Source organism: Streptomyces sp. NBC_01481 (assembly GCF_026339995.1).
In the GTDB taxonomy this organism is placed as follows: Bacteria; Actinomycetota; Actinomycetes; order Streptomycetales; family Streptomycetaceae; genus Streptomyces.
Genome location: NZ_JAPEPT010000001.1, coordinates 560,022 through 579,502 on the forward strand (window position 1 = coordinate 560,022; position 19,481 = coordinate 579,502).

At 67.6% G+C, this 19,481-nt stretch carries 29 protein-coding genes, 1 tRNA gene and 1 pseudogene; 8 read left to right on the forward strand and 23 right to left on the reverse strand.

The window, feature by feature from the left end; genetic code table 11:
* The first annotated feature begins 107 nt into the window (after window positions 1–107).
* Window positions 108–383, forward strand: coding sequence for a heavy metal-binding domain-containing protein (locus OOK40_RS02670; protein ID WP_266476152.1), 276 nt, complete (start codon window positions 108–110; stop codon window positions 381–383).
* Window positions 384–473: 90 nt separating this feature from the next.
* Here OOK40_RS02670 and OOK40_RS02675 read toward each other — a convergent pair whose 3' ends face one another.
* From OOK40_RS02675 to OOK40_RS02690, 4 genes are all read right to left on the reverse strand, one after another.
* A complete protein-coding gene (locus OOK40_RS02675) occupies window positions 474–599 on the reverse strand; it encodes a hypothetical protein (RefSeq protein ID WP_266476154.1) in 126 nt (41 codons plus the stop codon).
* Window positions 600–615: 16 nt separating this feature from the next.
* A complete protein-coding gene (locus OOK40_RS02680; RefSeq protein ID WP_323136027.1) occupies window positions 616–1,020 on the reverse strand; it encodes a hypothetical protein in 405 nt (134 codons plus the stop codon).
* Window positions 1,021–1,206: 186 nt separating this feature from the next.
* Window positions 1,207–1,593 (reverse strand): recombinase family protein, encoded by a 387-nt coding sequence (locus OOK40_RS02685; RefSeq protein WP_266476156.1) that lies wholly within the window; start codon window positions 1,591–1,593, stop codon window positions 1,207–1,209.
* Window positions 1,590–1,835, reverse strand: a complete 246-nt coding sequence (locus OOK40_RS02690) for a hypothetical protein (protein WP_266476158.1) — start codon at window positions 1,833–1,835, stop codon at window positions 1,590–1,592. The genes OOK40_RS02685 and OOK40_RS02690 overlap by 4 nt, the downstream gene beginning before the upstream one ends.
* Window positions 1,836–1,942: 107 nt before the next feature.
* Between OOK40_RS02690 and OOK40_RS02695 the strand changes: the two genes are divergently transcribed.
* Window positions 1,943–2,707, forward strand: coding sequence for a GntR family transcriptional regulator (locus tag OOK40_RS02695; RefSeq protein ID WP_266476160.1), 765 nt, complete (start codon window positions 1,943–1,945; stop codon window positions 2,705–2,707).
* A 59-nt stretch (window positions 2,708–2,766) separates the two neighbouring features.
* On the opposite strand, the gene OOK40_RS02700 is transcribed toward OOK40_RS02695, so the two are convergent.
* The 10 genes from OOK40_RS02700 to OOK40_RS02740 form a co-directional block, all read right to left on the reverse strand.
* Window positions 2,767–3,246 (reverse strand): hypothetical protein, encoded by a 480-nt coding sequence (locus tag OOK40_RS02700; RefSeq protein ID WP_266476162.1) that lies wholly within the window; start codon window positions 3,244–3,246, stop codon window positions 2,767–2,769.
* Window positions 3,247–3,267: 21 nt separating this feature from the next.
* A complete protein-coding gene (locus OOK40_RS35220) occupies window positions 3,268–3,447 on the reverse strand; it encodes a hypothetical protein (RefSeq protein WP_323136028.1) in 180 nt (59 codons plus the stop codon).
* Window positions 3,444–4,187, reverse strand: a complete 744-nt coding sequence (locus OOK40_RS02705; RefSeq protein ID WP_323136029.1) for an N-acetylmuramoyl-L-alanine amidase — start codon at window positions 4,185–4,187, stop codon at window positions 3,444–3,446. The genes OOK40_RS35220 and OOK40_RS02705 overlap by 4 nt, the downstream gene beginning before the upstream one ends.
* A 63-nt stretch (window positions 4,188–4,250) precedes the next feature.
* Window positions 4,251–4,523 carry a hypothetical protein gene (locus OOK40_RS02710; protein ID WP_266476164.1) on the reverse strand — a complete coding sequence of 91 codons (273 nt, stop codon included), beginning with the start codon at window positions 4,521–4,523 and terminating at the stop codon, window positions 4,251–4,253.
* Window positions 4,524–4,973, reverse strand: coding sequence for a hypothetical protein (locus tag OOK40_RS02715; RefSeq protein ID WP_266476166.1), 450 nt, complete (start codon window positions 4,971–4,973; stop codon window positions 4,524–4,526).
* Between the two features lie 14 nt (window positions 4,974–4,987).
* Window positions 4,988–5,311: a hypothetical protein gene (locus OOK40_RS02720; RefSeq protein WP_266476167.1), complete on the reverse strand. Its 324-nt coding sequence runs from the start codon at window positions 5,309–5,311 to the stop codon at window positions 4,988–4,990.
* Between the two features lie 239 nt (window positions 5,312–5,550).
* Entirely contained in the window at window positions 5,551–6,111 is a 561-nt protein-coding gene (locus tag OOK40_RS02725; protein ID WP_266476169.1) for a hypothetical protein, read from the reverse strand.
* A 45-nt stretch (window positions 6,112–6,156) separates the two neighbouring features.
* A complete protein-coding gene (locus tag OOK40_RS02730) occupies window positions 6,157–6,684 on the reverse strand; it encodes a hypothetical protein (protein ID WP_266476170.1) in 528 nt (175 codons plus the stop codon).
* Window positions 6,685–6,945: 261 nt separating this feature from the next.
* Complete coding sequence (locus OOK40_RS02735) at window positions 6,946–7,299, reverse strand: hypothetical protein (protein WP_266476171.1); 354 nt, start codon at window positions 7,297–7,299, stop codon at window positions 6,946–6,948.
* 298 nt (window positions 7,300–7,597) lie between these two features.
* Window positions 7,598–7,954, reverse strand: coding sequence for a hypothetical protein (locus OOK40_RS02740; RefSeq protein WP_266476172.1), 357 nt, complete (start codon window positions 7,952–7,954; stop codon window positions 7,598–7,600).
* 51 nt (window positions 7,955–8,005) lie between these two features.
* Here OOK40_RS02740 and OOK40_RS02745 point away from each other — a divergent pair, with 51 nt between their 5' ends.
* The 4 genes and pseudogenes from OOK40_RS02745 (at window position 8,006) to OOK40_RS02760 (ending at window position 9,948) form a co-directional block, all read left to right on the forward strand.
* Entirely contained in the window at window positions 8,006–8,509 is a 504-nt protein-coding gene (locus OOK40_RS02745; protein WP_266476173.1) for a hypothetical protein, read from the forward strand.
* A gap of 845 nt (window positions 8,510–9,354) precedes the next feature.
* On the forward strand, window positions 9,355–9,588 hold the full coding sequence (locus OOK40_RS02750; RefSeq protein WP_266476174.1) for a hypothetical protein: 234 nt from the start codon (window positions 9,355–9,357) through the stop codon (window positions 9,586–9,588).
* On the forward strand, window positions 9,564–9,674 hold the full coding sequence (locus tag OOK40_RS02755; RefSeq protein WP_266476176.1) for a DUF6233 domain-containing protein: 111 nt from the start codon (window positions 9,564–9,566) through the stop codon (window positions 9,672–9,674). Before OOK40_RS02750 ends, OOK40_RS02755 begins: the two co-directional genes overlap by 25 nt.
* 26 nt (window positions 9,675–9,700) lie before the next feature.
* Window positions 9,701–9,948, forward strand: a pseudogene (locus tag OOK40_RS02760) (hypothetical protein).
* A 29-nt stretch (window positions 9,949–9,977) separates the two neighbouring features.
* Here OOK40_RS02760 and OOK40_RS02765 read toward each other — a convergent pair.
* The 6 genes from OOK40_RS02765 to OOK40_RS35225 form a co-directional block, all read right to left on the reverse strand.
* Window positions 9,978–10,658 (reverse strand): hypothetical protein, encoded by a 681-nt coding sequence (locus tag OOK40_RS02765; protein WP_266476177.1) that lies wholly within the window; start codon window positions 10,656–10,658, stop codon window positions 9,978–9,980.
* 69 nt (window positions 10,659–10,727) lie between these two features.
* The gene (locus OOK40_RS02770; RefSeq protein WP_266476178.1) at window positions 10,728–11,162 is read right to left on the reverse strand and encodes a hypothetical protein; all 435 of its coding nucleotides are present in this window, start codon (window positions 11,160–11,162) and stop codon (window positions 10,728–10,730) included.
* A 284-nt stretch (window positions 11,163–11,446) separates the two neighbouring features.
* Window positions 11,447–11,519 (reverse strand) — tRNA-His (locus tag OOK40_RS02775).
* Between the two features lie 114 nt (window positions 11,520–11,633).
* Window positions 11,634–12,236, reverse strand: coding sequence for an oligoribonuclease (orn, locus tag OOK40_RS02780; RefSeq protein WP_266476179.1), 603 nt, complete (start codon window positions 12,234–12,236; stop codon window positions 11,634–11,636).
* A 258-nt stretch (window positions 12,237–12,494) separates the two neighbouring features.
* Window positions 12,495–13,712 (reverse strand): GlxA family transcriptional regulator, encoded by a 1,218-nt coding sequence (locus OOK40_RS02785; protein ID WP_266476180.1) that lies wholly within the window; start codon window positions 13,710–13,712, stop codon window positions 12,495–12,497.
* A gap of 386 nt (window positions 13,713–14,098) precedes the next feature.
* Window positions 14,099–14,515, reverse strand: a complete 417-nt coding sequence (locus OOK40_RS35225; RefSeq protein WP_323136030.1) for a hypothetical protein — start codon at window positions 14,513–14,515, stop codon at window positions 14,099–14,101.
* A gap of 308 nt (window positions 14,516–14,823) precedes the next feature.
* Here OOK40_RS35225 and OOK40_RS02795 point away from each other — a divergent pair, with 308 nt between their 5' ends.
* Both OOK40_RS02795 and OOK40_RS02800 read left to right on the forward strand, forming a co-directional pair.
* A complete protein-coding gene (locus OOK40_RS02795) occupies window positions 14,824–15,345 on the forward strand; it encodes a universal stress protein (protein ID WP_266476182.1) in 522 nt (173 codons plus the stop codon).
* 172 nt (window positions 15,346–15,517) lie between these two features.
* Window positions 15,518–16,087 (forward strand): acetate uptake transporter, encoded by a 570-nt coding sequence (locus OOK40_RS02800; RefSeq protein ID WP_266476184.1) that lies wholly within the window; start codon window positions 15,518–15,520, stop codon window positions 16,085–16,087.
* Between the two features lie 109 nt (window positions 16,088–16,196).
* Here OOK40_RS02800 and glmS read toward each other — a convergent pair whose 3' ends face one another.
* The 3 genes from glmS to OOK40_RS02815 form a co-directional block, all read right to left on the reverse strand.
* Window positions 16,197–18,014 (reverse strand): glutamine--fructose-6-phosphate transaminase (isomerizing), encoded by a 1,818-nt coding sequence (glmS, locus tag OOK40_RS02805; protein ID WP_266476185.1) that lies wholly within the window; start codon window positions 18,012–18,014, stop codon window positions 16,197–16,199.
* A 41-nt stretch (window positions 18,015–18,055) separates the two neighbouring features.
* Window positions 18,056–18,334: a hypothetical protein gene (locus OOK40_RS02810; protein ID WP_266478803.1), complete on the reverse strand. Its 279-nt coding sequence runs from the start codon at window positions 18,332–18,334 to the stop codon at window positions 18,056–18,058.
* A gap of 66 nt (window positions 18,335–18,400) precedes the next feature.
* A complete protein-coding gene (locus OOK40_RS02815) occupies window positions 18,401–19,255 on the reverse strand; it encodes a DUF4429 domain-containing protein (RefSeq protein WP_266476186.1) in 855 nt (284 codons plus the stop codon).
* Window positions 19,256–19,481: the final 226 nt, after the last annotated feature.

The window sequence follows — 19,481 nt, forward strand, 5'->3', positions numbered from 1 at the left end:
CTCTAGCCCTTGATTTCGAAACGTGACCAGGTCTGATACGGCTGGGCCGAGCACCGGATGGCCGCCGCCGGAGTGCAGCTCCGCGGAGCACAGCTCAGGCTGATGCTATGGAGATCTACACCACTGACTCGATTCCCGATTCAGACGGAATCGTTGAGAAGGCATGGCTGGTCACTGAAGCGACGAACTACAGGGGCGTCCTGGATGAGGCTCTGGCGGGTCTCAAGGAGAAGGCCCTCCAGGATGGGGCAGATGCGATCATCGGTCTTCGCATCGCGGTGGGACAGTCTGAGTCCGTAGGGGTCCGTGGGCAAAGCTTCGTTGCTTATGGAACTGCGGTGAAGCACAAACCAACCGAAGGCCCCTGGATGGACCGGAGATGACTGCGGCCCCGGGGTAGAGGATCCAGACGCGTGAAGGAGCCCCGGTCTGTCCGCAACGGGGGACGCAGACAGACCGGGGCTCGCTGTGCGTCAGGCCTTGGGCGGGAGGACGAATCCCCTCACGGGCCTGGGCTGCGGATCGCGGGCGTCCGGCGTCTGCGCGCGCTTCCACGCCGCGACTAGCTCCGCGTACCGCGGGTCAATCCACTCGGCCATGAGCCACCTCCTGCGCTCAGCCTACGGGCGGCTGAGGGGTGGGCATGGGGCGGATCGTGCACTCCGGTGCGTGCTGACATTTCGCCGCCACCGACACGAGCGTCTCGTCCGACGGCGGACCCCACAGCTCGGCGTCCGCCGTGTATCCCAGCTTGGCGATCATCTCGCGGGTGCGGTCGAGGATCTCGGGGTCGTAGTGCGTCGGGTCCCAGCCCGGGTAGTGGTGGACGAAGCTGCGGAGCGAGTCGCACAGTTCCGCGTACATCGCTGTGTGCAGGATCAGCGCGTGCCATCCCTCGTCCACGATCCGCGACGGCGCGAGCCCGACCATCGGGTACTGCGCGCACGCTGTGACGAACTTCAGCCCCTCATCGATGATGCGGCCGGCCATCTCCTCGGCCATGTCCGGGTTGCCGTCCATGACGGTCTTGCGGCAGCTGGTGAACTGCCTGTCGGTGATTAACTGCCGGGCGAGGACGGGGATGGGACTGCCGGCGGATCCGGTACGGGGTGCGGAGGTACGCTCACAGTGATCTCCTCTGATAGATGGGGATTTGCCCCGTCCCGGCCGGGATTCCTGGCGAGGTGCTCCGGTCGGGACGGGGGATCAATGGGGTGTGCACAGGCGTACGCGCGCCTTCTCTGCGGGCGCATCGCTCTCGCCTTCCGCTGTCACGCAGTGGCCGCCGGCCTGCGCGATGCGGTGGCGCATGACCGAGCTCTGCGAGGTGTCGCGGGTGAGCCGGTCCCAGTCGTCGACCAGGCACACGATGGGCCCGTGAGCTCGGTCCATGGCCACACACAGTGCGTCGAACTGGGGGCGATGGTCGCCGAGCGCATCGTCGCCGACGTCGAGCCAGATACCCGCAATCTCCCAGCAGCGAGACTCGGCGTAGGCGCGGCACCGGTCGAGGCGGATGTCGAGAATGACGGTGGACATGGTGGCGTGCCGGTCGTAGACGAACGCACGGACGCGTTCCCCGGTCTGGGTCACTGCTCTGCCTCTCTGTCGATCTCGGCCCACACCGTGGCGTTTTCGTCGGTCCTGGCGTGCCCGTAGCGGTGAGCGGATGCGAGGGCAGTGAGGATTGCCGTCCGGGCCGTGGGGCTGAGGGGTTCGGGGAGGTCGGCCTCGACGCGGATGCCGCGGTCGGTTTCCTCGGTGCGCGGTTCGCTGCCAGTGGCGGCGGCGAGCATGCCGACGAGTGCGGCAGCCTGATTCTGCACAGCGCGCACAGCTCTCCCCTGTCAGCGGGCAATCACTCGGTGTGATGCTGAGTATTCAGCTTCGACCTGATGGGTTAGCTTTGTCAATGTCGACGCAAGACCCCGGAGCCGCCCAAATGCCTCGTGAAACCCCGTACTTGCAGGTGGCAAACGCTCTGCGCGCCCGCATCAAAGCTGGCGAGTGGCAAGTGGGCGAGAAGCTGCCGTCCCGGTCCCGGTTCGCCGAGGAGTACGGAGTTGGCCAGAGCGTCGCCCAACGCGCCATGGAACGGCTCATCATCGAGGGCATGCTGGAAGGGCGCGCCGGATCCGGGACCTACGTCCGCCGCCCGCGTGAGCGCCTGCGCATGGTCCGCTCCCGGCACCGTGAGCGCCGCGGCGGCAGCCCGTTTCGCGCGGACATGAAGGAGCAGGGGCGAGCCGGCACGTGGGAGTGCCGGAGCGAAGCCCGCACCCCAGCGCCCGACCACATCGCCGAGCGCCTGGCGATCGAGTCCGGGGACCTATGCGTCGTCACCCGTTACGAGTTCCTTGCTGATGGGATGCCCGTCCAACTGTCCGAGTCGTGGGAGCCAATGGCCATCACGGACGGCACGCCGATCGTGCTGCCGGAGATGGGCCCACACGCGGGCGCTGGCGTGGTGGAGCGGATGCGGTCGATCGGTGTCGTCATCGAGACGGCCGTCGAAGTACCACGGCCAGCCCGCGCTACGCAGGAGCAGGCGAACCTTCTCGGCATCTCCGTCGGTGACCTGATCACGGAGATTGAGCGGACGTACTACGACGTCGAGGGGCGGCCGGTTGAGACGGCGGACATCACGGTCGCCGACGTCCGGTGGGAGATCGCCTATGAGATCGGCATCGAGCACCCCGACGACTGAGCCCGGACGCACGAAAGCGCCCCCTGCCCTCCCCGAAGGGAGAACAGGGGGCGACGTGTTCAGCGGAGGAGAGCGATCAAGCCGGCTGCCGCGCCAGCCGCACCGGCGAGGACACCGATCGTCGGCAGCGGCCACCGTGCCCGCTTCAGAGCACGAATACGCGTCTCATGATCGGAGACGTCGTCAGTGATGGCCTTGGCCTGGCTATTGAAGCCATCGAGTTTCGTCTCTACCCGGGTGACGGCGTCGTGTAGCGAACGCATCTCGCTGTACATCTGCGCCGACGAGATGTAGACCCCCGGATCCTGCGGTGTCGTCACCGCACGTCGAAGCGCGGCGAGTGCTTCGCGCGGTAGCCAGTGACGAACGCGATCGCCGCAGGGACGACGGCCCAGTACGAACGGCGTGAGGCTGTCGGGCATCCACTCCAGGAGCCGCGCATTGTCCTGGACCACGGCGAGGGCTCCGAGGAGCCCTGTCGACGCGACGTAAGTTCCCGCGGTGGCGGCGGTGACCTTCTTCTCAACTGGTGCAGCCATGTCAGTTCCGTTTCTGTGAGGTCAGGCGGTGACGGTGAAGCCGCGGCGAGCGGCCAGCTTCTTGAGGGACTCGGCGCCCGGGATGCCGTTCGCATCGGCGCCCTTGAAGCCGCAACAGCGCTGCCACGCGGCGTATGCGGTGACCGTGGACGATCCGAAGTGCCCGTCAGCGAGGGACGAGGCCAGGAGGCCTTCTTTCACGAGCGCCTGCTCCACCGTCTTGACGCCGTAATACGAGATCGGCGTACCAGCCTCGGCGGATCCGACTTGGCCGCAGCGATCAGCTTCGACAGGTCCACCGCCGGAGGCTTCACGACCGGGGGCTTCGCAGGCGGCTTCGGGACCGGGACTGCGAGACGGTCCGCTATGCGGTCCTGCATGGCGTCCCAGTCGACGCCCCGCGGGTCGACCTTGCCGGGCTGCCAGTCGAGGTGACGGATGACGGAGCGCGGCTCCCACCCGTGATGCCGGCAGATCGCTGCGGCGACCCGCTCGATCGCCTCCAGCTGCTCCTTCGGCCATGGGTCTTTGCCGTCGCCGAGGTTCTCGCACTCGAAGCCGTAGAAGTAGCGGTTGCCGTCGGTGTCGGCCTCGTCGTCGCGGGGCAGGGCCGGGGTCTCGTTGATGATGGCTTGCAGTACGTCGCCGTCACCCAGGCCCGCATGGTTGGCGCGGCCGTAGCCGACGAGGTGGACGGTGCCGTCCTTGGCGATGACGCCGTGACACAGCGGCCCCGGCAGAGAGGTGTATTCGTCCCGGCAGATGCGAACGGTGTTTTCGGTGCCCTTCGTGACGGTGTGGTGGATCATCACGCCGTGCACGGGGCCCCACGGGCCCTTGTGGTTGCGGTTGTGGGTCTGCCAGCGGCCGACCTCGACGACGGTGAGGCCCTCGGCGCGGAGCAGCGCAAGGAAGGCGTCAGCGATGGGTGGAGTGGCCATGAGCGCCTCCAGGGCATGAGAAAAGCCCCGGCCAGACGGCACGGGGCGACGGTATGAGGTAGATCAGGGTGCGGGCGGCGGATCCGGGAGCTGCACCCAGTTTTCCGCGAAGTCGTCGGCAGGGATGGGCTGCAAGAAGGTCTTGCGGCCGCCCCGCAACACCAGATATGCATGCGGCACGTCGATCTGGCTCGGCGACGGCCAGCCCGGCACTTCGAGTACCAGCAGCTGCCCGTTGTCGCTGACGAGCGTCACATCGGCCAGCCATTCCTCTGCGATGAACTGCCCGTTCGTGCCGTCGTACGCCAGAGCCTCAACCCGCTGGGTCACGAGCATTCAGACGACCTCCGTGATCGTGAATTGCAGCTTTGTATCTCCGGTTTGGAAGCGCCCGCCCACCGCGAGGTTCGCGGAAAGGTTCCCGCGGAGCTTCAGGGTGTGAGAGCCGGCCGCGGGCAGGACACCCGTCCAGGTCCTGGACACGGTGTCGCGGTCCAGTTGATTCATCCGGTGGACGGCGCCGCCCGACTGTCCGGTCCCGTCCACGTTGAGCTTCCCCAGCATCATGATCGTGCTGGAGACGGCGAGCGGCTCGCAGTCGAAGGTGCCGGTCGCCTGGAAGGTCGCGTTCGCTGCCTTGGTGGTGAAGGTGACCGACGCCCCAGGGATGTCGGTCTCCGTCGTTGTCGTCGATGTGAGAGACCCGTTGGCGACTGCCTCGTACGGGACCGGCTGGATCCGGTCCAGCTGCCCCGCGGTGACGATCTGCCCGGCCAAGAACCCCATGGGTTCCCCCTTTTCTAGAGTGCGCCGCGCATCGGGTAGACGAGGGACACCGCAGTGCCCGCCGAATGGGCCTTGACGATGCCGTTGATGCTGCGGGTCACGGTGAAGCGCTGGATGCTGCGCTTCGCGGCGAGCTGGGCGACGCGGTGCGCGGTGGCTACCTCGGTCATGGTGACGTCGAATTCGAGGCCGAGCTCCTGCGCGATGAGGGACACGGTGCGCTGCGCCCGGTTGATCTGGCGGGCGATTTCGTTCCTACCGAGGCCCTGCGCGTGCAGTTCGGCGACGGCGTCGTAGCCCTCTTCAGTGACGGGCCGGTAGTCGCGTCGCAGGACCACGGGTCACCTCCGGGCATGCGAAAGGCCCCGCGCGGTGGCGGGGCCTACGAGGTCACTGTTTCCGGGCACCCCGGATCTGCGGCCCATAATGCGGCACTGATGACCGGTTTTGCAACTACTTGCAGTGCGTCAGAACAGCTGCACGCTGGTCCCGAACTCGATGGCCCAGACGATTACGGCAACGGCGATTGCGCAGAACAGCAGGATGACGAGGACCCATTGGAAGTCGGTCATGGTGATCAGAAGTTGCCGTTCGACAACAGCTGGCCGTCCTTGTCGTAGATGGTGACCAGGCCGTTCTTCGACGCCTTCCAATCGGCGAATGCCGAGGCGATCAGCTTCCCTTCGCCCTGGTGCGGGCCCACCAGTCCGCCGCTGAAGTCAGTGTAGACGTCGGCTGTGTCGGCGATGTCGTTCTGATCGTCGGCGCCCTGGACCTTGGTGACGTGCTTGACCGCGGCCTTCTCTGCGGCGCTGCCGTTCTTGGCGACGAAGGCTTTGAACTGGTCGGCCTGGCTGAGCTCCTTCGCGGGCGCTTTGGCCGGCTGCTTCTTCTCGGTGGGCGTGACGGGGGCCTTCTTCTGCGGGGTAGCCGCAGGGGTGCCCTTGCGTGCCGTCGTCTTGTCCGTGTCTGTGCCGCCTAGTGCGATGCTGACCACGATCAGGAACGCGAAAATGCCGCCGAGGGTAATGGCGACGATGGCCCAAGGGGACATGCGCTTCTTGGGTGGGGGCGGCGGCTGGTAGGGCGCGGGACCGCCCTGGTAGGGCTGCTGCGGGCCCGGGTATTGGTGGCTCATGCGGATGTCTCCTGGCGAACGTGAGCGGGGGCGTAGGTGCGTCGATCAGCCAAGGCTGCCGGAGAGCGCTCCGGCCTTGGCTTCCTGGGCGGAGAGTTGGAGCTTGCCGCGATGCCCGATCTCTACCTGATAGAAGCTCTCGTGAGCGGGGACGTCCTGAACCAAGACGTCGAAAGTGCACGACCTGGCTGTCTCGTCGAACTCCGACAGGAGGAGTGAACTTGTAGCGATGACGGCCCCGGCCGCGTCGTACACGGTGACCGAGGTTCCCAGGCTGATGTCTTCGTAGCCGCCGGTCCCTTCGCATCCGCCAGCACCGTCGTCGATGGCCCCCTCGTTCAGGGTGAATTGGCCGGTCAGATTGAAAGTGCTGGGCTCGCTTGTGGCAGCTTTGCTTACGGCTGTGCTCGCCTTGCTGCTGTCGCCGGTCGAGCTGGTGGCGTACCAGGCCGCTCCGACTATTGCGGCTCCTGCGAGTGCCCCTACAAGTGCAGCGGTGAGGGTGCGACGACCTGATGGCGGCTGTGGGGTCGTGGGGGGCTGCTCGGGTGGTGGCGGTTGATCCGGGCTCACGTCGGAAGTCCCCTCAAGTGGATCTTATGAGTATTTGTGGGGGGAACTAAATGTATCGGTGTGGTCGCTGTGTGAAGTGGGTCAGGCGAGATCCGTTACCACGGCGATACGCAGCGCGCGCATGACGAAGCCCGCCCACGGGGTCGGTGGCCCGTGAAGAGGGAACGCGTGTATGGCAGCGGCTCCGGTTCGAGCACCAGCGCCGCGGCCAGCGAGCGCTAGTGGGCGGCGGCTGCCGTACGCGGCCGCATTGACAGTTGCTCACTTCCCGATGGTCACCTTGTCGCTGTCGAGCAGCGCGGTGTGAGTGGCAGCGGTGGTGATCAGGAAGATGAGGAGCATGCCCACGAAAGGGCTCTCTCCATCGGAGGCAACCGCCGTGCTCACGCCGAGGATGAGCACCTCGACTGCCACGTAAACGGCGGCGACCCAGGGCTTAATCACACCCTTGACTGCGGCGACCACAAAGGGGACGGCTGCGCCGATACTCATGGTGACGATGGGGACCAGGGTCCAGATCACTTTTGCTGCGGTGGAGTTGAACATCCGCGGCCGAGCGTTGGGCATCGGAGTGGTGACGTACGGGCTGGGCTGGGGCTGGTACGGATTGCTCATGGCTACCCTCGGATTTGTGGGTGTGGATGCGTGATTGTCCGCCTGCGGAGTGTGCCCCGGTGTGGGTGTGACAGTCCTGATACCCGGTGTTCGAGGGCTACTTGGGCTGGCCCGGTACGGGCTTCGGCTCCGGCTTGAAGTGCCCGCCGCAGGACGGCTGGTACACGGTCTCGTGCTCCGGGTCGGGATGTGTTCGGCGGGATCTGTTACCGCGCGGGTACGCCCTGCGCATGCCGATGTTGCGGGATCGTCGCGACTGGCGGCGCCCGCTGCGTGGGTTGCTGGCCACGGGCGCCATCTACGGCTGTGCGCTCTCGCGCGCCTCTTCGATCTGCCGCTGCAGCTCGTCCTGCCCGGCCTTGTTGCCCTGCGCGATGCCGTCCATGTACGCATCGAGGTACTCGGACTCGGTGAGCGCGGTGCACGGGTCGGGCTTCGGCTCGGACGGCACGTCGCCGGCGGCGTTGGGCTTGACGGTGGCGACCGCGTCCATGCACAGCCGGATCTGCTGGGCCTTGTCGACAGGGGCGGGCGCGGTGACCGTGGCTGTGGTCGTGGCGGGCTTGGGCTCGCTGCTGGCGCCGCACGCGGTGAGCGCGAGCAGGAGTGTGGCGGCGGTGGCCGCGGCGGTGCGGGTGCGGGTGATGTCACTCATCTGTGACTCAAACGGGCGCGGTCTGCGCTGCATTATGGACACGCTTGGCTGATGCAGATGACCGAACCCTTTGCGGCCAGCATCGCCGCCGTCGCACCGGTTCTCGTGCTGGTGGCAGCAGTCGAGCTGGCCAACTCAGAGCGGAAAGCCGCTGCCGCCCTTGTCGAGATCGGCGACGAGATGGAACGGGACCGGGCTAACGGACTCCCGCGACCCGGCGGGAGAGCCGCTCTCAAGTATCTGCGCCCAGTCATGAGAAGCATGTTGGGGCACGTCGTCGCTATGGCTTGGGCGGTGTTCGGGATCTTGCAGGTCGCCGCAGTCACAATCTCGCTTGTTTGGCTCGCGACGCCGAAGGCGAAGCCTCACACCGGCTCGGCCATTGTCTGCCTGGTGGCCATTTTGGGGGGAATGGTCTGGCTGATCGCGTTCCCCTTCATTCGCTCGCTGTTCTCTCCGCTGGCCCAGGCGTCGCGCCTCAGCCGAATCGCCCAAGAGTGGGGAGAGTCCGAGCGCGGAGACGCCTCTCCGGGTGAGGCCCCTGACGGTTCCTGATGCGGGCACCGCGCGCACATGGCGAAGGCCCCGACCGGAGGGGTGGTCGAGGCCTTCATATTCAGTGTCCTGCTCTGGGCTACTTCTTGGGCGTGCCTGGGGTGCGGCCCCGTGGACACCGCACTTTTCGGTGGCTTGTCGTGGATCCCCCGCCGTCTGGCCTCTTCGGACGCCACGCCTTCCCGAGCAGGTCCGCTACCAGCCCAGCTCTTTGGCGCGCCGGACCGTAGCTCTGCGATCAGCCTGCCGCCCACGCAGAGATTTCCACCGCGCCCGCCACCAAGCGGGGCGCCAGACTTGCCACCACTGCGGTAGGTACCAAAGATCTGCCTTGCACATGAGGAGAAAGTGCTCCATCGCCTTCTCCGCATCCCGGAGCGGCTGCCTGTTCGAACCAAGGCGACGCTTGTCTTGGATGGCAGCTACGGCCTTGACAAGAGCCTCGGCAGCGCGGGCGGGCCCTTCGTTCCCGACCAGCAATACCGTGGTGTATGCATCCACCATGGCCACATTTACATCCCGTGTTTCCTTTTTCAGCTGCGCGTAGTGCGAAGTTGGTATCTTCCTGGTCCAGCGCAGGAGCCAAAACTCCCGTAAGCGGGCCTTGGCCATAAGGGCATGCAGGACGGCAGTCTGGAGCGCGCTGTAGGCAGCTCTGCGTTCCTCTCGACCACCCAGCCGCACACGGCCCTTCGGGCTGAGGGCCTTCCCTAATACCGTGCCAGCGGCCCGCCCAAGCCCGCTCGCCGCGATCCCCACCGGTTCCACCATGGAAGGCATCAAATCCTCCCAAGGTGCCAACTGTCACCGGAACATCGCAGACGGTTACGCAATGGCGACAATATGTGCCGCGTCTGGAGCTGCTCCAGTTCCTCCGCCGTGTCCAGGAGCAGCAGCTCCAGCAGACGGACCGGTGGATCGCGCAGGAGGAGCAGCGCGCCGCCGAGCAGGTGCGCGCCGAGCGTCTCCAGCCGCCGCGCGATCCGGGCTGGTGCGTGTCGTACGGCATCGGCGCCGACCGAAGCCGCTGGAGGTCCACATCGGCGACTGCGGCATGGCAAAGCACAAGAAGCCAGTGAGTCAGGACCAGGCGCGCGCAGCTCTGGCCGGGGGTGTCGAGCCGTGCCAGTTCTGCCGGCCTGACACGGCCCTCGGTGTGGTGTGAACGGGGGCTCGGCGCAGCCTGGAGGTATGGAACACGCCCCGATTGTCGTGCACCGGATCTCTCCGTCGGGCGGGCGGCGCGTCACGGTGCGTGTCGAGGGGATGAGCGGATCCTCGGCCTCGCGTGGTCGGACGCCGACGTGATCGAGTTCCTGCGCCGGGCTGGTGTGGAGGATCCGGATGAGTTGGTCCTCGGTGGCTCGAAGTTGATCGACTGGGTGGGTGGAGAGCCGGGGAGGTACGAGGCGGAGCCGTCCGACACCGATATCCCGTAGTGTCGTGCGGACTCGGTGTTGGGTCTAGATCAGTCGTCGTAGAACGAGACACGCACTGATGACACCATTCCTAGCTCGGAGAACCAGGTTTCCAATTCGGCGTGCGGCGGCATGTTGGCCGAGGTTGCTTGCAGGATCCTCATGGTGCCCTGGTAGGTGCTCTCCACCAGCTGGTCGTAATGGTCAATGCGCAGTGAGGTGCGAAGGCGCATGCCGTTCTCGGCGAGCCTCTGTTCAGCGGTGCCTCGGACGAGTGCCCAGGCGTCCCGAAGGTGAAGCACGCAGCCCCAATTGCTGGAGAGAGTTCGGTGGAGCTCGTCGAATGCGGCCGCCTCCTCCTCGGCGTTGGCTGGCGCCAATCCATTCATCCATTGCAGTTCCCGGCTCAGCCGGGCGACGTCGACCTTGGCAGCCTCGTACTTGGCGATCCAAAGCCCAGCGAGCCGTATTGCCGAGCGCCTCTCCGCTGCGATGGCGTGAGGTTCCGCGAGACGGTCGAGGATGAGCAGGGCGAACGGCACGGCGAAGGCCAGCCCGGTAACGCTGGACAGGAGGTTCGTGATGAACGAGAGGCCATCCCACCACTTGAAAAAGATGTCGCCCACGACTCCCACTGCCATGAGCGTCATGCCCAAGGGTATGGAGACCTTGCACACGAGCTTTGTGAGGGGTGGCGTTTCAGTCCAGATGTCACGCAGGCTCTGCACCACGAGGACCTCCTAGTTTGGCAGTTCACTGGATACGAGGCGCCCGGCCGGCTTGGCGATGCCCGCCGAGCATCAATGAGCCGGAGTTGATCGAATGTCGGGCCCGGCGGCCGGGAAACGTGGGCCGAGTCCCGTCGTGACCGCTACTGGTCTCCGTTGAGGGTGTCCTCGATCATCTTGTCCGTGCCGGTTCGCGATGCTCTTCGGGTCGGCAGGCCGCCGCGCCCACTTCTCGGGGTCCTCGGCGTCCTTCTCGCCTGCCTCCTCGGCACGCACCCAGTCCGTGACGTCGTCCTGCGTGAGGTTGCAGATTGTCGCGGCGCGCTGATTCCCGGCGGGGTCGGTGTGCCGCAGGACGGAGAGGTGGAGGCGGATCTCGCGGTGGTAGTCCTCGCGGGTCCGCTCGTCGATCCCCGTCAGCCGGTCGACGTAGCGGGTCGCGTAGCCGTCGAGGGCGACGTCGCCGGGACGGCCGGCTCCTCGATGAAGCCCTGACCCTTCACCCATCCATGCGGCCAATGCTGGCCGTGGGCATTCACGAGGTTCTTGAACTGCTCTGCGGCGCCCCGGTCTCCGAAGCGCTCGGACAGGTTCTCGCCCGTACGTCCGCCACCCTCGATCCAGCGGACCTGGTAGGTGACGGCCCCGTTCTTCTGAGGACGCTCTTGGATGTACGCCATGGCGGAGACCATAAGCGGGGTTCAGCGGCAGCGGACCCCCACGGGACCCCCGTGGTTTCGGGCATGAAGAAGGGCCGACCCGTTCTCACAGGTCAGCCCTTGATCATTCAGGGTGAGTAACGGGACTCGAACCCGCGACATCCTGGACCACAACCAGGTGCTCTACCAGCTGAGCTATACCCACCACGACCGGTCACTTTCCGACCGGCCGAGAAAAAGTGTACAGGGTCCCGGAGGGTGCTCGCGCCCGGGTTTACGCCCCTCAGGGGCCTCCCCTTGGCGCTCGCCCCCTCCGGTCCTACTCCGCGGGAAGGACGTGCTTCGCCGCGATCTTCTTCGCGGTATCCGAGTCCGGTCCGGGCTGCGGCACGAAGACCGCCTCCCGGTAGTAGCGCAGCTCCGCGATGGATTCGCGGATGTCCGCCAGCGCCCGGTGGTTGCCGTTCTTCTCCGGACTGTTGAAGTACGCCCTCGGGTACCAGCGGCGTGCCAGTTCCTTGACCGAGGAGACATCGACGATCCGGTAGTGGAGGTACTGCTCCACCTTGGGCATGTCACGCAGCAGGAAGCCGCGGTCGGTGCCGACCGAGTTTCCGCACAGGGGAGCCTTGCCGGGCTCCTTGACGTGCTTGCGTACGTACGCCAGGACCTGCTCCTCGGCGGCCGCGAGCGTGGTGCCGCCCGCAAGCTCGTCGAGGAGGCCCGAGGCGGTGTGCATCTGCCGCACCACCTCGGGCATCGTTTCCAGCGCCGCGTCCGGCGGGCGGATCACGATGTCCACCCCTTCGCCGAGCACGTTCAGTTCCGAGTCGGTGACCAGTGCGGCCACCTCGATGAGTGCGTCGTCCGCCAACGAGAGCCCGGTCATCTCGCAGTCGATCCACACCATGCGATCGTTCATGCGTCCTACCTTAGGTCCTGCCCGGCCGACCAGGCCGGGCTCGCGTGCCCTGGCACGGCACCTCGCTGCGTTGTCGTCAGTCGCCTACGCTCCGCGTCGGCTCCTTCCTCCGCCTTGAGATGCTCCCCCGTAGCCCTTCGGGCACGGGAGGTGCCCCCATCGCCGGACCCGCTCACTGATCCGGCCTGATCGACCGGACAGGACCTAGGACCCGGCTGGTCCCCCGGCGATCGGGGGGCGGCGTCGCATCCCGTCGGACTATGGCGCACTCCGCTGGCCCGGCAGGCTCGGACGGCCGTGGCCCGACGCGTACGCGTCGGACGGAGGCTTCCCGAGCTCCGGCGGAGCGGCCGAAGTGGCCGCCGGTCCCGTCGCTCCGGCCGCCGCCGCGGCCCTTCTGGCCTGTGGACCCGCCTGCGCCGGTACGACAGCCTCCACCACCGGGGGCGGTGGGGACTCGCTCTGCGGTCGGCGGACCCGGTAGGCGGCCCGGTACGCGGCCGGTGAGGAGCCCAGCTGGCGCCGGAAATGGCCACGCAGCGCCACCGGCGAGCGGAAGCCGCAGCGGCCCGCGACCTCGTCGACCGAGTAGTCGGAGGTCTCGAGCAGCCGCTGGGCCTGAAGCACCCGCTGGGTGATCAGCCATTGCAGCGGCGCGCTGCCGGTCAGCGAACGGAATCGCCGGTCGAAGGTGCGCCGGCTCATGTACGCCCGGGCCGCCAGGGTCTCCACATCGAACTGTTCATGGAGATGCTCCAGCGCCCACGAGACGACCTCGGCCAGCGGGTCCGACCCGATTTCCTCTGGTAAAGACCTGTCCAGATACCGCTCCTGCCCCCCACTGCGGCGCGGCGGCACGACCAGCCTGCGGGCCAGTGCCCCGGCGGCCTCGGTGCCGTGGTCGGTGCGCACGATGTGGAGGCACAGGTCGATTCCGGCCGCCGTCCCCGCGGAGGTGAGCACATCGCCGTCGTCGACGAACAGCTCGCGCGGATCGACGTGGACGGACGGATATCTCTTGGCCAAGGTCGGCGCGTACATCCAGTGGGTGGTGGCCGGGCGGCCGTCCAGCAGACCGGCCGCCGCGAGCACGAACGCACCCGTGCACAGGCCGACGATCCTGGCCCCCTCCTCATGCGCCCGGCGCAGCGCGTCGAGCGCCTCGGGCGGTGGCGGTGACGTGATCGACCGCCATGCCGGTACGACGACGGTGCCTGCTCTGCCGATGGCCTCAAGGCCGTACGGCGCGGTCAGTTCGAGCCCGCCGGTGGTCCGCAGCGGGCCCTCCTCGCCACCGCAGACGAGCAGTCGATAGCGGGGAACTCCGGCGTCCTGACGGTCAATTCCGAACACCGAGAGCGGGATGGAACTTTCAAAGATGGGGCCGCCGCTGAACAGCAGCACCGCGACAACCTCCCGGCGCCGGCGGCCGGAAAGCTTCCGCGCTGCCTCCGGTGCGGCGGAGTCCTGACTCATGACGCTAAGCCCCCCTCGGTGTTCGCGTCTCCCCGTTCGTTTCGGGCCTTTCGCTCCTGCACGTTTCCCCTCGGTTTTGCACGAGTCCCGAGTCTTCGATACTCATGATCGAATCTACTGTGTCTCGTGGCGCCGACGTGACAAGTTCGGCATGCCCCGCTATGTCGACATGGCAACTTGGCGCGAAGCATTCGATCACGAAGCGTTCCACTCGTCGGGCGCCCAGGGAAGTGCGCCTGGCACTCATGGCCCATCCACGTAGGGCGCAAGGGCCGCGAATAGTCCTTTCTTCCCTGGTGGCAAGGGGGTTGGCAGGCCATTTCGCCAAGGGGGAGCCAGTGGCGCGAAGTTGGCTGAAAACATACGGGTGCGAGTGTACGAACCCGTCAGCCGCCGGGCGCACTTCCGGCGCCGTGCCGACCGCCCCGGCGCGCCCCCGGACCCGTCCGCGCGCGGCGGCCGCGCGGCGGCGTGGCCTCGGCCGTACGGGCCCGGGCCGCACCGCGCTCGGACTGGCGCAGCAGCACCCGGCAGGCGGCGGTGACCGCGGCGAGACCGAGGGCCGCGGCGGCGGCCCCGCCGACGGACGTCCCGTACACGACCAGCACGACAGGCACGAGCACACAGCTGAAAGCCGCCCAGCGGACCACGTCGCCGGCTGACTCGGACGAGGGGTGCGGAACGCGCCCGACGGGCCCGGCGGGCGCCTCCTGCCGTCGCGGCGCGCGGCGCCGTCCGTGCTGCGGGACCGGGGAGGGGGCGGGAGAAGGGGCGGAGGCCGGGGCGGACGGTGGTGCGGACACGGAAGCTCCCTGGAGGCGGCGGGGTGACCGAGGTGCCAACGACAGGCGCAGCGGTTCGGTCACCCTGAGGCGTCCCCGGCGGTGTGCCGGACGGCTGTACATACCAAGCGTGTACACACCAAGCGGCATTGCCATACGGGGCGGGCTCGGGCATGCTCCCTGGAACGCCGTGAGAGGGCCTGTGGGCTCTGGGCAGGGGAAGGAGTGTCGCCGTACCCTTGGGGGTATGGGCCAGGGAAGATGATTCCCGGACACAGCTCTGCCGCCCACCGTCGCCCTCCCATGAGGATCTGAACGCCGAGACACCGATGGCCGGTCACGAATTTCCCGAACCCGCGGACCGCAAGCAGGTCGCCGACCCCACGTCGGACCTCCAGGCGGCAGAAGAGACACGTCATTCCTGCGATCCGGCCTTCCGGCACGGAGTCGTCGTCGGCTTCGACGGGTCGACGTCCAGTGAGCGGGCGCTCGCCTACGCCATCGGCATGGCCAAAAGGTCCGGTTCCGGCCTGATCATCGTCCATGTCGCCAACCGGCTGCCCACCACCGTCTGGGCGGGCTGTGAGCCCCCGGTCTTCGTGGATGTCCCCGATCACCGCACCGAGGTGCTGGGCCTGGAGCTCGCCTGCGCGGACTATCTCGCCGAGGTGCCCTGGATCCTGGTCGAGCGCGGTGGCGACATCTGCCACGAGCTGGAGGAGGTCGGCCGGGAGTATTCGGCCGACGCGATCGTGGTCGGCTCGACGCACGGCATCGTCGGGCGCCTCTTCGGCTCGGTGGCGGGACGGCTCGCGAAGCGCGCGCAGCGGCCGGTTGTCGTCATCCCGTAGCCAACCCGTAATCGCGCTTCCACTTGCGCTTTCCGCCCAGGTCGCGCGGGGTCAACTCCCTTGGTGTGCACGGAAAACTACCCACCCGTACAGGTGGATTGTGCGCTTGTGAAGGGTAGATAAGGGTGGCTGGTAAGCAGCACAACTGCACAGGACACGAAGGGAGCCCGCCGTGGACAACGAAGTCTCTGCGGGAAGCGCTACTACCTCGACTCTCGGCCACCTCGCGCTCGGACTGACCCTGCTGGCGTTCGGCGTCGGCCACACTGGTGTGATCGACAATGTGGCGGCGACGGACGCCGCCGGTCTCGCGACGTGGGTGGGCGGCGTCGCACTGTTCATCATCGGGCTTCTCGAGTACCGCGCGGGCAACGCCGGTGCGGGCACGGCGTTTTCGGGTCTCGGCGCCTTCTGGTTCACCTGGGGCACCGGGGTCGGCACGGAGATGTCGGCCGAGGCGGCAGGCCTCTTCCTGCTGCTGTGGGCGCTGCTCGCACTCACCCTGACCGCCGCGTCCGCGGGCAGCGGACTGTTCGGACAGGGCGTCTACGGGCTGCTGTTCGTCTCACTGCTGCTCATAGGCATCGCGTCGTTCGCGGACAACGACGGCCTGGCCAAGGCGGGCGGCTGGGTCGGCGCGGTCGCGGGCCTGGCGGCCTGGTACGGCGCGACGGCCGCACTCGCCAAGTGGCCGACCTTCTCCGGACGCGCTGCCGGCCGTGGAGTGACGGCCACCGGCTGAGGCAGCCGCAAGCCGGCGCCTGGGCCGCGCCGGCTTACCAAAAGGGCGGTCCCCTGCGCGCATTGGTGGCTGCGCGCAGGGGACCGCCCGTGTCCGGGAACGGGTTCTGCTACTCGACCGTGACCGACTTCGCCAGGTTGCGCGGCTTGTCGATGTCGCGGCCCATGGCCAGGGCCGTGTGGTACGCGAAGAGCTGGAGCGGGATGCCCATCAGGATCGGGTCCAGCTCGTTCTCGTTCTTCGGCACGACGATCGTGTGGTCGGCCTTCTCCTGCTCGCGGTGCGCGACGGCGAGGATCCGGCCGCTGCGGGCCTTGATCTCCTCCAGGGCCGCGCGGTTCTTCTCCAGCAGCTCGTCGTCCGGGACGATCGCCACCGTCGGCAGCGCGGGCTCGATGAGCGCCAGCGGGCCGTGCTTGAGCTCGGAGGCCGGGTAGGCCTCGGCGTGGATGTAGGAGATCTCCTTGAGCTTCAGGGAGGCCTCAAGAGCCACCGGGTAACCGCGCACACGGCCGATGAACATCATCGACTTGGCGCCCGCGTACTCCTCGGCGAGCTTCTTGATCTCGGCCTCACCCTCAAGGATCTCGCTGATCTGCGCGGGCAGCTTGCGCAGGCCCTCGATGATCCGCTTGCCGTCGGAGACCGAGAGGTCGCGGATGCGGCCCAGATGCAGGGCGAGCAGCCCGAAGGCGACCACGGTGTTGGTGAAGCACTTGGTGGACACGACGCAGACCTCGGGCCCGGCATGCACGTACACGCCGCCGTCGGCCTCGCGGGCGATCGCGGAGCCCACCACGTTGACCACGCCGAGGACGCGGGCGCCCTTGCGCTTGAGCTCCTGGACGGCCGCGAGCACGTCGTACGTCTCACCGGACTGGGAGACGGCGATGTACAGGGTGTCGGGGTCCACGACCGGGTTGCGGTAGCGGAACTCGGAGGCCGGCTCGGCGTCCGCGGGGATCCGGGCCAGGCCCTCGATCAGCGAGGCGCCGATCATGCCCGCGTGGTACGAGGTGCCGCAGCCGAGGATCTTCACACGACGGATGCCGCGGGCCTCACGGGCGTCCAGGTTCAGCCCGCCGAGGTGCACGGTGGAGAACTTCTCGTCGATGCGGCCGCGCAGGACGCGGTCCACCGCGTCGGGCTGCTCGGAGATCTCCTTGTGCATGTACGTGTCGTGGCCGCCCATGTCGTAGGAGGCGGCCTCCCACTCGACGGTCTCGGGGGTGGCGGTGGTGCGCGTGCCCGAGGTCGTGTACGTGCGGAAGTCGTCGGCTTTCAGCGTGGCCATTTCGCCGTCGTCGAGGGTGACGACCTGGCGGGTGTGGGAGATCAGCGCGGCGACGTCGGAGGCGACGAACATCTCCTTCTCGCCGATGCCGAGGACGACCGGGGAGCCGTTGCGGGCCACGACGATGCGGTCGCTGAAGTCGGCGTGCATGACGGCGATGCCGTAGGTGCCCTCGACGACCTTGAGCGCCTCGCGGACCTTCTCCTCGAGCTTCTCGGCCTGGGAGCGGGCGATCAGGTGGGTGATCACCTCGGTGTCGGTCTCGGAGGCGAAGACGACGCCGTCGGCTTCCAGCTTCGCGCGCAGCTCGGCGGCGTTGTCGACGATGCCGTTGTGGACGACCGCGACCTTGTTCTCGGGGTCGAGGTGCGGGTGCGAGTTGATGTCGCTCGGGGCGCCGTGGGTGGCCCAGCGGGTGTGGGCGATGCCGGTGGTGCCGGCGAAGCGCTTGGGAACGCGGGCCTCCAGGTCACGGACCCGGCCCTTGGCCTTGACCATCTTCAGGCCGGCGGCCTTGGGGCTCGTGATCACGATGCCCGCGGAGTCATAGCCCCGGTACTCCAGCCGCTGCAGGCCTTCGAGCAGCAGCGGAGCCACGTCACGCTTACCGATGTAACCGACAATTCCACACATACAGTTATGCCCTCCGGTAGATCAGGTGTGTGCCCGGCCGGTCAGCCGTAGACGATGCGGCGCAGCTGGCGGAGCGAGAGCTCCGGCGGCGCCACGGCGCGGTACGGCAGCTCGGCCGCGATGCGCTCGAAGATCTCCGTGTTCGCCAGGCCACCGGATTGCAGCTCGCGGTGGCGGCGGCGGACGAATTCCTCGGTCCTCTCGTCGAAGTACGCCAGCACGTCGAGCACCACCCGGGCTGCCTCACCGCGCTGGAGCGCGGTGCTGCGCACCAGATGGTCGATGAGATCGTCGTGGGACGATGGGCGGCGTTCGAGCACCCGTAGATATTGCGGGGTCACCTGTCGCGATTGCAAGAATCCTGCCCGATTGCGGGCACATCTCACTCAGAGGCGCTTGAGAACCGCCCGTTTTGCGGTGGTGAACTCCTCTTCCGTCAGTATCCCGGCCTGATGCAGCTCGCCCAGCTCCCGCAGCCGGCGCAGCAGCGCGTCATGATCGTCGCTGCTGGGCGCGGGGGGCGGCAGGGCGTCCTGCGGTGCGTACGGATGCGGCATCCGTGCTGTTACGGCCGCCCCGACCAGCGCCATCAGGGGATCCTTGCGGAAGCCCCACAGCTCCACGGCATACGGGTCGTACTTCGGTGGGGGCGGGGAGCCGGCCTTGGTCACCCGGAACCGGAGGTAGCCGTTCTCCAGACCGGCCGAGGGCAGCCACTCCACCGCCTCCACGTCCTCCAGGGCGACGCTGCGGGCGCCGCCGGACGACTTGGACTCCTCGGTCTTCCAGTTCCACTCCAGCCGGATCCGCTCACCGTCGAAGGTGGCGGTGCCGTCGCCCGCGCCGACGGTGATGGGCAGGGCGGGGCCGGGCACGAGATAAGTGTCGACGGGGCCGGTCTGCACCTGGTCGAGCAGCAGGGCGTTACGGACCTCGTCGACGAAGTACTCGGCGACGCCGGTGCGGTCGTTCTCGACGGTGAGCCGGTAGGGGTCGGAGCTGTCCTCCAGCTTGCCGCCGGTGATCTGCAGCAGCGGGTCGGCGCCGTTGCGCAGCCGCAGCCGGAGGCGTCCGGACTTCTTGCCGGGCTCGAAGGAGATGCCGGCGAGTGCGTTCAGGGGGACGGCGACCTCCCCGAGGGTCTGGCGCAGCAGACTGACGCTCTTGTCGCTGCCGGGCACGATGCGCACTGTGTCCCCGTCGAAGGTCCAGGTGCCGTCCTTCTGGATGATTTCCGCCATGCCCGCGATTCTCGCATCGGGGGTGGGGTACGGGCGTTCGCCCGGGGCGAGTTGGCTGGGGTCGGCGGGGTTCTCGCCCGGGGGTCCGGGGGTTGTCCCCCGGGATGGCACAGCCGCCATGCGGGGATTCTTTCACCTGAGGCTTGAGGAAGTGGTCTACACCTTGACCTCAACTGGGGTGCACGGTACGCATGATGACTGCCGTTCGGTTGTTCAGCACCACAGT